This window comes from Streptomyces sp. NPDC051018, from assembly GCF_044456085.1.
In the GTDB taxonomy this organism is placed as follows: Bacteria; Actinomycetota; Actinomycetes; order Streptomycetales; family Streptomycetaceae; genus Streptomyces.
In genome coordinates, this window is record NZ_JBITFN010000010.1 from 264,541 (window position 1) to 278,208 (window position 13,668).

At 73.5% G+C, this 13,668-nt stretch carries 14 protein-coding genes; 10 read left to right on the forward strand and 4 right to left on the reverse strand.

What is annotated here, in order from left to right; all coding sequences use genetic code 11:
* Nucleotides 1-267 precede the first annotated feature (267 nt).
* Complete coding sequence (locus tag ACIBCM_RS19690; protein WP_399244823.1) at nucleotides 268-2,427, reverse strand: endoglucanase; 2,160 nt, start codon at nucleotides 2,425-2,427, stop codon at nucleotides 268-270.
* 2 nt (nucleotides 2,428-2,429) lie between these two features.
* Nucleotides 2,430-3,032: a hypothetical protein gene (locus tag ACIBCM_RS19695; RefSeq protein WP_399244825.1), complete on the reverse strand. Its 603-nt coding sequence runs from the start codon at nucleotides 3,030-3,032 to the stop codon at nucleotides 2,430-2,432.
* Nucleotides 3,033-3,234: 202 nt separating this feature from the next.
* Here ACIBCM_RS19695 and ACIBCM_RS19700 point away from each other — a divergent pair, with 202 nt between their 5' ends.
* The 5 genes from ACIBCM_RS19700 (at nucleotide 3,235) to ACIBCM_RS19720 (ending at nucleotide 8,985) form a co-directional block, all read left to right on the forward strand.
* A complete protein-coding gene (locus tag ACIBCM_RS19700; protein ID WP_399244827.1) occupies nucleotides 3,235-4,767 on the forward strand; it encodes an NAD(P)H-hydrate dehydratase in 1,533 nt (510 codons plus the stop codon).
* Nucleotides 4,768-5,138: 371 nt separating this feature from the next.
* Nucleotides 5,139-6,293 (forward strand): alanine racemase, encoded by a 1,155-nt coding sequence (alr, locus tag ACIBCM_RS19705; protein ID WP_399244828.1) that lies wholly within the window; start codon nucleotides 5,139-5,141, stop codon nucleotides 6,291-6,293.
* Nucleotides 6,294-6,494: 201 nt separating this feature from the next.
* Nucleotides 6,495-7,730, forward strand: coding sequence for an alpha/beta fold hydrolase (locus tag ACIBCM_RS19710; RefSeq protein WP_399244830.1), 1,236 nt, complete (start codon nucleotides 6,495-6,497; stop codon nucleotides 7,728-7,730).
* Nucleotides 7,702-8,274, forward strand: coding sequence for a tRNA (adenosine(37)-N6)-threonylcarbamoyltransferase complex ATPase subunit type 1 TsaE (gene tsaE, locus ACIBCM_RS19715; protein WP_399244832.1), 573 nt, complete (start codon nucleotides 7,702-7,704; stop codon nucleotides 8,272-8,274). The genes ACIBCM_RS19710 and tsaE overlap by 29 nt, the downstream gene beginning before the upstream one ends.
* A gap of 486 nt (nucleotides 8,275-8,760) precedes the next feature.
* Nucleotides 8,761-8,985 carry a hypothetical protein gene (locus ACIBCM_RS19720; protein ID WP_399244834.1) on the forward strand — a complete coding sequence of 75 codons (225 nt, stop codon included), beginning with the start codon at nucleotides 8,761-8,763 and terminating at the stop codon, nucleotides 8,983-8,985.
* Nucleotides 8,986-9,244: 259 nt separating this feature from the next.
* On the opposite strand, the gene ACIBCM_RS19725 is transcribed toward ACIBCM_RS19720, so the two are convergent.
* Entirely contained in the window at nucleotides 9,245-9,796 is a 552-nt protein-coding gene (locus tag ACIBCM_RS19725; protein ID WP_399244836.1) for a hypothetical protein, read from the reverse strand.
* A 115-nt stretch (nucleotides 9,797-9,911) separates the two neighbouring features.
* Here ACIBCM_RS19725 and tsaB point away from each other — a divergent pair, with 115 nt between their 5' ends.
* The 4 genes from tsaB to ACIBCM_RS19745 all read left to right on the forward strand — a co-directional run bounded on the left by tsaB (nucleotide 9,912) and on the right by ACIBCM_RS19745 (nucleotide 12,665).
* A complete protein-coding gene (gene tsaB / locus ACIBCM_RS19730) occupies nucleotides 9,912-10,604 on the forward strand; it encodes a tRNA (adenosine(37)-N6)-threonylcarbamoyltransferase complex dimerization subunit type 1 TsaB (protein ID WP_399244838.1) in 693 nt (230 codons plus the stop codon).
* A 119-nt stretch (nucleotides 10,605-10,723) separates the two neighbouring features.
* On the forward strand, nucleotides 10,724-11,287 hold the full coding sequence (locus ACIBCM_RS19735; protein WP_399244908.1) for a GNAT family N-acetyltransferase: 564 nt from the start codon (nucleotides 10,724-10,726) through the stop codon (nucleotides 11,285-11,287).
* On the forward strand, nucleotides 11,287-12,405 hold the full coding sequence (tsaD, locus tag ACIBCM_RS19740; protein ID WP_399244840.1) for a tRNA (adenosine(37)-N6)-threonylcarbamoyltransferase complex transferase subunit TsaD: 1,119 nt from the start codon (nucleotides 11,287-11,289) through the stop codon (nucleotides 12,403-12,405). Before ACIBCM_RS19735 ends, tsaD begins: the two co-directional genes overlap by 1 nt.
* Complete coding sequence (locus tag ACIBCM_RS19745; protein ID WP_399244842.1) at nucleotides 12,402-12,665, forward strand: hypothetical protein; 264 nt, start codon at nucleotides 12,402-12,404, stop codon at nucleotides 12,663-12,665. Before tsaD ends, ACIBCM_RS19745 begins: the two co-directional genes overlap by 4 nt.
* 127 nt (nucleotides 12,666-12,792) lie before the next feature.
* Here ACIBCM_RS19745 and ACIBCM_RS19750 read toward each other — a convergent pair whose 3' ends face one another.
* Nucleotides 12,793-12,999, reverse strand: coding sequence for a hypothetical protein (locus ACIBCM_RS19750; RefSeq protein ID WP_399244844.1), 207 nt, complete (start codon nucleotides 12,997-12,999; stop codon nucleotides 12,793-12,795).
* A 218-nt stretch (nucleotides 13,000-13,217) separates the two neighbouring features.
* On the opposite strand from ACIBCM_RS19750, the gene ACIBCM_RS19755 reads away from it, so the two are divergent.
* Nucleotides 13,218-13,574: a YciI family protein gene (locus tag ACIBCM_RS19755; RefSeq protein WP_399244846.1), complete on the forward strand. Its 357-nt coding sequence runs from the start codon at nucleotides 13,218-13,220 to the stop codon at nucleotides 13,572-13,574.
* Nucleotides 13,575-13,668: the final 94 nt, after the last annotated feature.

The window sequence follows — 13,668 nt, forward strand, 5'->3', positions numbered from 1 at the left end:
GAACCGGCGCCGGGAATTCCTGACGCCGGCGTCGACCTCAGGGACCTCGGGGACCTCAGGGACCTCGGGAGGCTGCGGCCGTCGCGTCAGGCGTACAAGGGTCGGCCCGGCCCCTGCGAGCAGCACTCGAAGAGGCCGGGCCGTTGCCCCGGAGAAGCCGGTGGCCGGTGACGGACGGCCCCCTCTCCCCGGAGCCCGGACACCGCGCCGGGCGACCTCGGCACGGCCGGGGCCGTACCGGGTGCCACGGCGGGTGTCCGGTGCCTGTTACCGGGCCCCGGCCACCCTCCGGCGCAGGACGAAGGCCGCGGCGCCGAGCGTGCTGAGCGCCGCCGCGGCGATACCCAGCGGGAGCAGCAGACTCGTACCCGTGGAGGCGAGCTTGCCGTCCGACCCGCCCCCGACGCTCCCTCCGCCGGTGGACTGGGGGTCGTGGCCCCCGGCCGAACCGCCCGCGCCGGAGCCGCCCGTATCCGAGCCGCCCCCGGCCGTACCGCCGGAATCGGACCCTCCGGCCGAGGAGCCGCCCGTGCCGGAACCACCCGTGTCGGAACCACCCGCCCCCGAGCCGCCCGTGTCCGAACCGCCCGCGTCGGACCCGCCGTCGGTCGAGCCTCCGTCCGTCGAGCCGCCGGTCTCACCGCCCGGTCCGGGAGCGACCGAGAGCAGCACGGCCGCCGTACGCAGACTGCCGACCGGGTTGGAGAAGACGGCCCGGTACTGGTTGCCGTCCTGCTCCGCCGTCGCCCTGAAGGCGAGCGACTCCGCCGTGGCCCCGGCGACCGGCTGCCAGGACGTGCCGTCGTCGGTGCTCACCTCCCAGCTCGTGGCCGGCCCGGGCGTACCCGAAGCCGTCGCCGTGAACCGCGCCTCCGCGCCCGCCGTGACCGACACCGGCTTCGGCGCCTTGGTCACCTTCGGCGAGACCCGCCGCTGCGTCTCGACGATCCTGCCTTCGGCGAGAACCGTGTAGAGCGTGTGCGTCCGGGTGTCCAGCGCCAGTTCCTCCGGCTGTCTGCCGGTCTCCAGGAGCTGGATGATCTCGTTCTTCGCCGGGTCCACCGCGGCGACCGTGAGATCGGTGGTCTGGGCCGCGTAGAGCGTGCCCGTTCCGGGGTCGTACGCCAGGGACTTCGGTCCCGCGCCCACACTCAGCGTGCCGGTGACCTTGTTCGCCCGCAGGTCCACCACGGAGACTGAGCCCGCCCCGATATTGGCGACATAGCCCGTACGGGTGGTGGGGTCCACGGTCACGCCCATGCTGCCCAGCGGGCCGGTGCCGAGGCTGAGCGTGCTGACCAGCCTGCCTGTCGAGCCGTCGATCCCGTTCAGCATGTTGTAGATGCTGGGCGGGGTGGTGGTCCGGTTGGGGCCGACATAGGTGGCGTACCCGATGTGCGCGGCGGTGTCGACGACGAGCCCGGACGGGTGCACGGGGAAGACGACCGGCTCGCCGACGCGCGCCCACCGCCCGGTGTCGTACACCGATACGGACTTGGTCGCCTGGACGCCCACATAGATCCGGCCGGCGCCTGGATCGGCGGCCAGCAGCGAGATGTTGCCGTCCGCCGTCACCCGGTTGTGGGTGACGGTCCCCTTCTCGGTGTCGTACGTCGCGATCCGGTCGCCCAGCGCGAGGTACAGGGTCTTCGCCGGCGCGTCGAGGGCGAGGGCCGAAGCCTGCTCGGGCAGGTCGACGGGGGCGCCGACGGGCCGTCCCGTCGCGGTGTCGTACACCGTCAGCCGTTCCTTGGCGCCGCTGGTGCTGACATAGAGCCGTCCGGCCGCGGGGTCGACGGCGGCGTCGTTGGCGGCGCCGTCCGCCGGCTCGATGGTACGGACGGTCTGGTGGCGCACGGTCCCGGGCGGGACCTCGGGGTTCGGCCCCTCGCCGGTGCCGAAGGTGAACGGGACGATGACGTCCTGCTCCCGGTCGGCGATATGCGTGTGGTCGGCGCGGGTGACGACGGCGCAGGCGATCTGGGAGCAGTCCGCGCTGCCGTCCTTGACCTTGATGGTCAGCTCCAGCGTGAAGCTGCCCTTGCCGTCGCTCCCGACGGTGAACTTCTTGGCCAGCCCCTCCCCGTAAGGACTGTTGTTGATCCAGTACGAGGTCCCGGAGGCGCCGGACATATCGGCGCCCCCGAGACAGGGGCTCGGCGCCTCGCCCGGCCGGGGGACGGCGCAGACGGCGAGATAGATGCCCTTGGACACGTCATAGCCCGTGCCGGTCACGGTGACCTTCTGCCCGGCCGGGTCGATGTTCTTCGTCTCGGAGACGGTCAGCTTCTGCCCGGTGGGGCCGGTCGCCTCGCCGGGGGTGGCCGCCCGTGCCGTGCCCATGACGGTCAGGCCCGCCACGAGCAGGAGCAGCACGGCGGCCACCAGCCCTCGTCTCTCCGCCGGTCCGACGGTACGTGTGTCCATGGTCAGGAGAACGTCACCGGGACGTAGACGTCGTACTTGCGGTCATTGGTGTCCAGGTGGTCGGCGCGGGTGACGATCGCACAGGTCACGCCCCCCTGGCCGCAGGTGACGGAGGCGGAGAGCCGCGCCTTGACGTGGATCTGCACGGAGAAGGAGCCCCGGCCGCCCGACTCGGTGTACGGGGAGGAGCTGTTCGGGGCCGTCCACCACCAGTCGCTGTTGACCCAGTGGGACGCGCCGGTGGTGCCCGCCTGGTCCTGGCCGCCCAGACAGGGGGTCGGCTTGGCCGTCCAGGTGGTGGGGTCGGTGACGTCGACGCCCGCAGGTATCGCGCACAGGCCGACGTAGACGCCCTGGTCCGGGTTGTAGCCGCTGCCGCTGACGGTGACGTTCTGGCCCGCCGCGGCGGCCATGCTCGGCGCGGTGAGGGAGAGGTTGAACGTCGGCCCGTCGACCACCGTACGGCCGCCGGTGCCCGCGGAGGCGGACGAGGCGAGCCCCACGGTGAGGGCCGTGGCGCCGAGCAGGGCGACACCCGCGCGGACGGCGGTGGCACGGGCGGTGGCGCGTCGTGGGCGCGGGGCGGTGCGGGCGGGGGAGCGCATGGGTGAGGACACCTTTCGCAGAACGGCCCCGGAGCGCGACCGGATTGGGCGGCGCGCGACCGAGTTAGGTAAGGCAAACCTAAGTTTGACTTGAGGTCCCGTCAACCCCGCCCACCACGGAAGGCACCGGACAACTCCCACCTCTTCGGGCGCCTTTGGATCGGATGGGCGAGGGCGCGGCTGCTGGGGCAGACTCGGGACCATGCGTACCGCTCACAGCGTGGACACCGTCAGAAGCGCAGAGACCGAACTGATGGCACGGCTCCCGGAGGGCGCGCTGATGCGGCGGGCCGCCGCCGGACTCGCCGCAGTCTGCGCGGATCTGCTCGGCCGGGTGTACGGATCGAGGGTCGTCCTCCTCGTCGGCAGCGGGGACAACGGGGGCGACACGCTCTACGCCGGAGCACGGCTCGCCCGCCGGGGCGCGGGGGTCGGCGCCGTCCTCCTCGCCCCCGGCCGTACGCACCCCGGCGGGCTCGCGGCCCTGACCGGCGCGGGCGGACGGATCGCCGACGACCCCTTCCGGACGCTGGCCGCCGCCGATCTCGTCCTCGACGGCATCACCGGCATCGGCGGCCGGGGCGGACTGCGGGCGGACGCGGTCCCCCTCGCCCGCGCCGCGCGGGACTCGGGCGCCCTGGTCGTCGCCGTCGATCTGCCGAGCGGAGTCGAGGCGGACAGCGGGGAGGTGCGGGGCGAGGCCCTGCGCGCGGACGCCACGGTCACCTTCGGCACCTACAAGCCGGGGCTGCTCGTCGACCCCGCGCGCGAGTATGCGGGCACGGTCCGGCTGATCCCCATCGGCATCGAGGACCTGCTGCCGTCCGTGCCCGGGGTGGAGGCGCTCCAGCACGCGGACGTGGCCGCTCTGCTGCCTCAGCCGGGGGCGGAGAGCGACAAGTACCGGCGCGGGGTCGTGGGTATCGCCGCCGGGTCCGCCCGCTATCCGGGCGCGGCCGTCCTCGCGGTCGCGGGCGCCCTGCGCGGCGGCGCGGGCGCGGTCCGCTACGTCGGCCACGCGTCGGACGCCGTGATCGCCCGTTTCCCGGAGACCCTGATCCACGCGGGGCCGCCCGGGAAGGCGGGCCGGGTGCAGGCATGGGTCATCGGCCCCGGCCTCGCCGACGACGTCTGGGGCGTACGGGAGGTGCTGGACTCGGACGTCCCGCTGCTGGTCGACGCGGACGGTCTGCGCGGTCTCGACCCGGCGGCCGTCCGCGCCCGGCGGGCCCCCACCCTGCTGACCCCGCACGCCGGTGAGGCCGCCGCCCTGCTCGGGGTCTCCCGCGGCGAGGTCGAGGCGGCCCGCCTCGTCTCGGTGCGCAGGCTGGCCGAGTCCTTCGGTGCGACGGTCCTGCTCAAGGGCTCCACCACGCTGGTTGCGTCCCCCGAACCCGGCTCACCCGTGCGTGTGAACGCCATGGGCAGCTCCTGGCTCGCCACGGCCGGCAGCGGTGATGTCCTCTCCGGTCTGGCGGGCTCCCTGCTCGCCGGGGGTCTCGCTCCCCTCGACGCGGGCTCCGCGGCGGCCTATCTCCACGGGCTCGCGGCCCGCCACGCGGCGGCGAGGGCCGTGCCGATCACGTCGTACGAGGTGGCGGAGGCGCTGGGGACGGCCTGGCGGGATGTCCGCGACACACGGGGGGTACGGGATGCCAGGGGCGCGGGAGCGCGGGGCACGGGCGGGGGCATCGGGGACGCGCCGGGGGTGGGCGACGCACGGGCGCGGGGCTGAGCCGTCCCGCCCGTGTCCCGGGTGAGCGGGAGACGCGGACGCGAGGCCCGGCGGTACGGGAGAAGGACTCGCGGGGGCCCGGGCGGAGGCCCCGGGCGCGGTCCGGGACGCCGTCCGGGGCGGGCGCCGGGCGGGCGGAGCCAGGAGGGCCGGGGCAGATGCCCGGCGGGCCGAGTCAGGGGCCCGGGCACCCGAATGGCCGGATCCCCGCGCTGCCCCGCCGGGGCGGGGCCCGGTCCATACAGGTGAGCCGATTGCGCCGGTACGGCGGCCCCACCGGCCCGGCCGTGAGGAAGCGCACAGAACCGGGCTCGTTGAAAACGGGACCTGTTGGGCGGGCGCCGACGGGGCGCTCTGAGAGACTGGGCGCGATGAATCGGACACCCATCACACCTTTTCGAGCCCGTGCCGAGATCGATCTCGCCGCACTGCGCGCCAATGTGCGGTCGCTGGACGCCCGTACGCCCGGTGCCGCGGTGATGGCCGTGGTGAAGGCGGACGGTTATGGACACGGCGCGGTGCCCTGCGCCCGTGCCGCGCTCCAGGCGGGGGCGACCTGGATCGGGACCGCCACCCCGCACGAGGCGCTCGCGCTGCGCGAGGCCGGGATCGAGGCGCCGCTGCTGTGCTGGCTCTGGACGCCCGGCGGCCCCTGGCGCGAAGGCATCGAGGCGGGGCTCGACATGTCGGTCAGCGGGATGTGGGCGCTCACCGAGGTCATCGCCGCAGCCCGCGAGGCGAATGCCGGACCCGCCCGTATCCAGCTCAAGGCCGACACCGGCCTCGGCCGCAACGGCTGCCAGCCCGCCGACTGGCCGGAACTCGTCGCCGCCGCGCTCGCCGCCGAGGCGGAGGGCACGGTGAAGGTCACCGGAGTGTGGTCGCACTTCGCCTGCGCCGACGAACCGGGGCACCCCTCGATCCCCCTCCAACTCGACGCCTTCCGCGAGATGCTCGGATACGCCGAGAAGGCGGGCCTCGACCCCGAGGTACGCCATATGGCCAACTCCCCGGCGGCGCTCACCCTCCCCGCGACCCACTTCGATCTCGTACGGACCGGGATCGCGGTCTACGGCATCTCACCGGCGCCCGAACTGGGCACCCACACGGAGCTGGGCCTGCGGCCCGTCATGACGCTCACCGCGTCCGTCGCCCTGGTCAAGAACGTGCCCGCGGGGCACGGCGTCAGCTACGGCCACCACTACATCACCCCCGGCGAGACCACTTTGGGCCTGATCCCCATCGGTTACGCGGACGGCGTCCCGCGCCATGCCTCCGGCCGTGGCCCGGTCCTCGTGGGCGGCGAGCGGCGCACGGTCGCCGGGCGGGTCGCGATGGACCAGTTCGTCGTCGATCTCGGGGGGCAGAAAGTCCAGGAGGGCGCCGAGGCGGTGCTGTTCGGACCCGGCGACCGGGGCGAACCGAGCGCCGAGGACTGGGCGGAGGCGGCGGGCACCATCGCGTACGAGATCGTCACCCGGATCGGCAAGCGCGTCCCGCGCGTCTATCTGAACGAGAAGCCCTGAGCGAGAAGCCCTGAGCGGAAGGCCGTGAGCGGGAAGCCCTGACCCGCGAGGCCGTGACCCGGGAGACTCTGATCAGGAGACTCCGGGAAGGCTGAACCGGAAGCCCGGGCCGGGAGCACCCGGCCGCCAGGCCACCCGGCCACCGGCCGGGCGGCGGGAGCCGCAAGGCGGCGAGGACTGCGACGAGCGAGGAGCGGCACGGTGAGCGAGACCAGCACGGGGGACGCCGTGGCGGCGGCGGCGACCGCCGCCTCCGCCGCCACGAACGGCAACTGGCGCCGCGCGGGCCTCGCCGGCGTCGCGATAGGCGTGATCGCCGCGGGCGCGGCGGCGGGCGTCGCGGTCGAGCGCCTCACCGTCGGCCGCGGCATGCGAAAGAAGGCCCGGCTCGCGCTCGATGCCTCGGGACCGTACGGATCGCTGCGCGGCACCCCGGGCAAGGCCCTCGCCGACGACGGCACCCAGCTCCACTACGAGGTCGACGAGGTGGACCCCGGCATCGGCGACCCGCGCCGGCGCAGACTCTTCGGCCGCCGGCCCCCCACGCCCGTCACCGTCGTCTTCAGCCACGGTTACTGCCTCAACCAGGACTCCTGGCACTTCCAGCGCGCCGCCCTGCGCGGACTGGTCCGTACCGTGCACTGGGACCAGCGCAGCCACGGCCGCTCCGACCGGGGCGCCTCCCAGGCCGGGCCCGACCGGGTGCCCGTCTCCATCGACCAGCTGGGCCGCGATCTGATGGCCGTCATCGAGGCGGCTGCCCCCGAGGGCCCGCTGGTGCTGGTGGGCCACTCCATGGGCGGGATGACCGTCATGGCGCTGGCGGACCGGTTCCCCGAGGTCGTACGGGAACGGGTCGTCGGCGTCGCCTTCGCCGGTACGTCGAGCGGCCGGCTCGGCGAGGTGAACTACGGCCTTCCCCTCGCGGGCGTCAATGTGGTGCGCCGGGTGCTCCCCGGTGTGCTGCGCGCCCTCGGTTCCCAGGCCGAGCTGGTCGAGCGGGGCCGCCGCTCCACCGCCGATCTGTTCGCGGGGCTGATCAAGCGGTACTCGTTCTCGTCGCGGGACGTGGACCCCGCCGTCGCCCGGTTCGCCGAGCGGATGATCGAGGCCACCCCGATCGACGTGGTCGCCGAGTTCTATCCGGCCTTCGACGAGCACGACAAGGCGGGCGCGCTGGTCGTCTTCGAAGAGGTCCCGGTGCTCGTCCTGGCCGGTGACAAGGACCTGGTCACCCCCAGCTCGCACAGCGAGACCATCGCCGATCTGCTCCCCGACTCGGAGCTGGTGATCGTGCCGGACGCCGGGCATCTGGTGATGCTGGAGCACCCGGAGGTCGTCACGGACCGGCTGGCCGACCTGCTCGCCCGGGTCGGGGCCGTACCGGCAGCGGCTAACGTTGGCCCGTATGGAAGCACCGCACAGCCCGGCGGCTGAGACCGCCGTCTCCCACCGCTCCGTCGAGTCGGCCGAAGAGATGCGGGAGCTGGGACGCCGGCTCGCGAAGCTGCTGCGCCCCGGCGATCTCGTGATGCTCACCGGCGAACTGGGCGCGGGCAAGACGACCCTGACCCGAGGGCTCGGCGAGGGCCTCGGTGTGCGCGGCGCGGTCACCTCGCCGACCTTCGTCATCGCCCGGGTCCATCCGTCCCTGACCGGCGGGCCCGCCCTGGTGCATGTGGACGCCTACCGGCTCGGCGGGGGGCTCGACGAGATGGAGGACCTCGATCTCGATGTCTCGCTGCCGGACTCGGTCGTGGCCGTGGAGTGGGGCGACGGAAAGGTCGAGGACCTGTCGGATGACCGGCTGCATGTGGTGATCCACCGGATCACCGGCGGCGCCGGTGCGGCCGTGGACGGCCCCGGGAACGGCACGGTCGGCGAGGCCCTGGAAGCGGAAGGTCCGGGTGCCGACCGGCGTGAGGTGACCCTGTCGGGATACGGCAGCCGGTGGGCGGATGTGGATCTCGCGGGGGTGTAGAGCCCGCGCGTGGGGACATCCGGGCCGGGGGAGGCCGGCCGGGCGGCCCGCCGGGGTGGGCTCAGGTGACGGCGTACGGGACTCGGTGGACCGGGACCCGGTGGACGGGAACCCGGTGGACCGGAACCCGCGTACGGTCCCGGCTTGTGGCTCCGCCGGCGGCGTGAGGCCCACGGTCCCGTCCCCGAAGGGCGCCCGCGCCCGTCCGGGACCGGTCGGCCGGATGACCAGGACGCGGACCGGAGACGGACCGGAAGTCCGGTCGGCCGGATGACCTGAGGTGGCGGACGCGGAGGGCGACCGGTCACCGGCCGACTCCGTACCGTGAGCACGTCCCACCGGTGGGTTACCGACAGTCGGACCATGGATTTTCCGACACGACGTCGGGAAAATGTTGCGCAGGCCGTGCCCTGCGTGGTCACATGGGGTACGGAAGCGTGGTTAGGTCTGCCTAACCACTCTGCCCCCGCGACCCAGGAGGCATCCATGCCGGCGTCCGAGCGCGAGTCCGAGCAGCGGCGGCAGCCATGGCGGCAGCCGTGGCGGTCACCGGCGGGAACGGCCGGGGCGAAGACCCCGCCGCCGTCACCGTCGATGGGGGAGCTGCTGGCGTCCTGCGCCGCGGCGAGTGCCGTCTCCACCCCGCCGCCCGACCCTCGTGAGGACACCCTCCCGGCCCTCCCGGAGGACGACACCCGCGACGCCGCGTAGCTCCGGAGGTTCGCCGCGGGGCGTGCCCGCGGTTCATCCGTACGGGTGGGCGCGTACGGATGATCGGTACGGGCGAGCCGGCGTTACGGCGGGGCATCGTACGAGCGGGTCAGCGGCACGGGCGGCTTGTCGTTACGGGTGGATCCCCGGCCGGTTTCCCACGTCCGGTGCCCCATGGGCACCCCACGGGCTCCGCGCGGGAGAGCGCCCGAGCGGTCCGGGGAACGTACCCGCGCCGTACACGGCGCAGGCGCGGCCGTTACGGAATGACGACGACCTTCGAGCCGATCGTCGCGAAGCGCCACATGGCGTTGCCGTCCTCGCGCGTCATCCGCACGCCACCGGTCTTCTTCTCCGGGTCGGGGCTCTTCATCGACCCGTTCACCGCGGCGCTGAAGCCGATCGACACGTCCTTGACGATCGTGAACCGGACCACGTGCTCGATCGTCACCCCGTCCGAGCCGGGGACCTGCCCGGACCGCGAGGTCACCGCGTACGAACCGGGCCGCGGGCTCACCGTCGACGGCATGATCTCGAAGGTCCGCCTGACCTTGTTCTTTCCGCCGACCAGCCAGACGCGGCGGGCGTCCAGCGCGTAGACGACCCGGGTGCCGGTGCCCGAGTTCAGCGGCAGCGCCAGCGGGTTCACGGGCTTCTTGCCAGGGGCCTTGACCGAGGGGGACGCGCTGGGTGTGCCGGGTTTGTTCGCGGCGGCAGGGGCGCTCGCCTGTGCCTGATAGGCGAGGAAACAGACGGCGGCCAGAGCGGCCGCCGTGAGCCCGGCCACCAGTCCCGAGCTGCTCCGTGCCACCGTGCCCCACCTTTCGAAGCCAATCGAACGTCGAGTGTCCGTGGGCGACGGTAGCAGCAGCGGCCCCCTACGACGGCGAGCCGTGCCTCCGGCGCGGGAGCCGTAGGCTGTTTGCGTGCTCTTGCTCGCCGTTGATACCGCCACTCCCGCCGTCACCGCCGCCCTCCACGACGGGACGTCCGTCGTGGCCGAGTCCAGTCGCGTCGACGCGCGCCGCCACGGCGAGCTGCTGCTGCCCGCCGTGGACCGGGTGCTCGCCGAGGCCGGGGTGAAGCTCGACTCCGTCACCGCCGTGGTGGCGGGCGTCGGACCCGGCCCCTACACCGGGCTGCGGGTCGGCCTGGTCACGGCCGCCACCTTCGGCTCCGCGCTCGGCGTACCCGTCTACGGGCTGTGCACGCTGGACGGGCTCGCGTACGCCTCCGGTCTCGACGTGCCCTTCGTGGTGGCGACGGACGCGCGCCGCAAGGAGGTCTACTGGGCGCGGTACGCGTCGGCGCGCGAGCGCGTGGGCGAGCCCGCCGTGGACCGGCCCGCCGATATCGCCGAGCGGGTCGCGGGCCTGCCCGCCGTCGGCGCGGGGGCGGTGCTCTACCCGGAGACCTTTCCGGACGCGCGAGGTCCGGAACATGTCGCCGCCGGGGCGCTGGCGTCGCTCGCCGCCGCGAAGCTGGCGGCGGGGGAGCAGGAGGCGGGCGGCTCCGGGGACGGTCTTCCGGGGCACGGGTTCCTGCCGCCGCTGCCGCTGTATCTGCGCAGGCCGGACGCCCAGGTGCCGAAGAACTACAAGGTGGTCACCCCGAAGTGACCGACGCACAGCACCCCGAACCCGCCGGTTCCGTGCCTGCCGGTTCCGTGCCCGCCGGGTCGGTAGCCGCTGGTTCCGTACGGCCGGGTTCCGAACCGGCCGGCCCCGTGCTGCGGGAGATGCGCTGGTGGGACATCGGGCCCGTGTACGAGCTGGAGCGCGAGCTGTTCCCCGAGGACGCCTGGTCGCTCGGGATGTTCTGGTCCGATCTGGCCCATGCCAGAGGGCCGCGGGCCACCCGCCGCTATGTCGTCGCGGAGACGGTGGAGACAGCGGAGGAGGCGGAGACCTCGGGTCCGGGGGACGAGGCCGGGATCACGGAGGCCGCCGGGACCACCGGGGACGGCGGCACACCCGGCACCCGGCGGACGGACGGCCGGACGATCGTCGGCTACGCGGGCCTGGGGGCGGCCGGCGGACTCGGTGACGTCCTGACCATCGCCGTCGCCCGTCGGCACTGGGGCACGGGCCTCGGCGCCCGGCTCCTCACCGATCTGCTGCGGCACGCCACCGCCTTCGAGTGCGAAGAGGTGCTCCTCGAAGTGCGGGTGGACAACACCAGGGCCCAGAAGCTGTACGAGCGCTTCGGCTTCGAGCCCATCGGATTCCGCCGCGGCTACTACCAGCCGGGCAATGTCGACGCGCTCGTCATGCGGCTCCATGTGCAAGGGAATGTTTACTGATGGCTGACGAACCGCTCGTACTCGGTATCGAGACCTCCTGTGACGAGACCGGCGTCGGCGTCGTCCGCGGTACGACGCTGCTCGCCGACGCCGTCGCCTCCAGCGTGGACGCGCATGCCCGCTTCGGCGGGGTGGTCCCCGAGATCGCCTCGCGCGCGCATCTGGAGGCGATGGTTCCGACAATCGAGCGCGCGCTGAGCGAGGCGGGCGTCTCCGCGCGCGACCTCGACGGGATCGCGGTCACGGCCGGCCCCGGCCTCGCGGGCGCGCTGCTGGTGGGGGTCTCGGCGGCCAAGGCGTACGCGTACGCGCTGGGCAAGCCCCTCTACGGGGTGAACCATCTGGCCTCGCACATCTGCGTGGACCAGCTGGAGCACGGCAGACTGCCCGAGCCCACGATGGCGCTCCTCGTATCCGGCGGGCACTCCTCGCTGTTGCTCGCGCCCGACATCACCAGCGATGTACGGCCGCTGGGCGCGACCATCGACGACGCGGCGGGCGAGGCGTTCGACAAGATCGCGCGCGTGCTGGACCTGGGCTTTCCCGGCGGTCCCGTCATCGACCGGCTGGCGAGGGAGGGCGATCCGTCGGCGATCGCCTTCCCGCGCGGGCTCACCGGCTCCCGCGACCCCGCGTACGACTTCTCCTTCTCCGGGCTCAAGACCTCGGTCGCCCGCTGGATCGAGGCCAAGCGGGCGGCGGGTGAGGAGGTGCCGGTACGCGATGTGGCGGCGTCCTTCCAGGAGGCGGTCGTCGATGTGCTGACCCGCAAGGCGGTACGCGCCTGTGTGGACGAGGGCGTCGACCATCTGATGATCGGCGGCGGGGTGGCGGCCAACTCCCGGCTGCGCGCCCTCGCCGAGGAGCGCTGCGAGCGCGCGGGCATCCGGCTGCGGGTGCCCCGGCCGAAGCTCTGCACGGACAACGGCGCGATGGTGGCCGCGCTGGGCGCGGAGATGGTGGCGCGCAACCGGCCGGCCTCCGATCTGGAGCTGTCGGCGGACTCCTCGCTGCCGGTGACGGACACCCATGTACCGGGCGCCCACGCTCATGCGCATGCCCACGCCCATGATCATGACCATGTCCACGAGATCAGCAAGGACAATCTCTACTCATGACGACGGTCGCGCTGATGTGGGAGGCCCGCGCGGTGCGGGGCCGGGGCGCGGAGCTGCTGGAGTGGGCCCGCTCCCAGGTGCTGTCCCAGGACCCGGTGCGCCGGGAGTCCTTCCGCGCGGGCAGCGACCGGGTGCTCGTCATCACCTGGTGGGAGACGGCGGACCCGGGCGCCGCCCTGCCCGAACTGCCCGAACCCGCGGCGGATCTGATCACCCGTCCGGTGCACCGATGGAGGTTCGAGTCCCTGGGCACCGACTGACCGGCCCGCCCCGCCGTTCGCGTCCACGGCGGCGCGCGGCCGCGAACGCCGCGAACGGCCGACGCGCGACCGGGGGCCCGGACCGGCGGCGCCCGGGCCGGCCGGGGGCCGTATGGCCGGGAATCCGCTACGGGGAGGGCCGCGGCGCCCGGCCCAGCAGTCCGTCGATGATCGCGTCCAGCTGAGGCTCCACGTCGTACGTCACCAGTTGGTCCCACCGCGGTGCCATCGCCGTCAGATGCGGCAGCTCCTCCACCTCGCGCTCCTGGTCGCCGTCGCTGTCGCCGTCGCTGTCGCCGTTGCCGTTGCCGCCTCCGCGAACGCCGACGGACACCGCGCGGCCCACTGGGTGTGCGCGGGGCTGCTTGCGGCGCGTTCGCTGCTGGCCTGGCTGCTCCTTCCGGGACGGGAAGGGAGCCCTGCGGTGGCCGCCCGGGAGAAGTCCGCGAAGAATTCCGGGGAGGGTGTCGATCCCGCAGTCTCCCGATCGACGCAGGGGTGAGAGGCGGGGAAGGCCCCCGCCGCCACGACCGAGAGGAACGAGGAACCGGAATGCCGCGCTTTCTGACGATGGTCCGCATCGACGAGAACAACGTCCCCGAGGAGGGCTTCTCACCGGAGATGGGGCAGCGGATGGGCGCCCTCCTGGAGGAGATCACCAAGGCGGGGGTCATGCTCGACACGGCGGGGCTCACCCCGACCGCCCAGGGCACCCGCGTCACCTGGTCCGGCGGGAAGCTGTCGTACACCGACGGGCCCTTCACCGAGACCAAGGAAGTGATCGGCGGCTACTCGATCACGCAGTGCAAGGACATGGCCGAGGCCGTCGAGTGGGCCAAGCGCTTCCTCCAGGTCCACGACGAGAACTTCACCGTGACCTGCGAGGTCCGCCAGATCGACGAGGACTAGAACGAGGACTAGAACGAGGGTTGGAGCGAGGGCGGGAGCAGGGACTGGAACGAGGACCGGGGCGGGGGCCGGAAGCCGGATCGGCGGGGCCCGG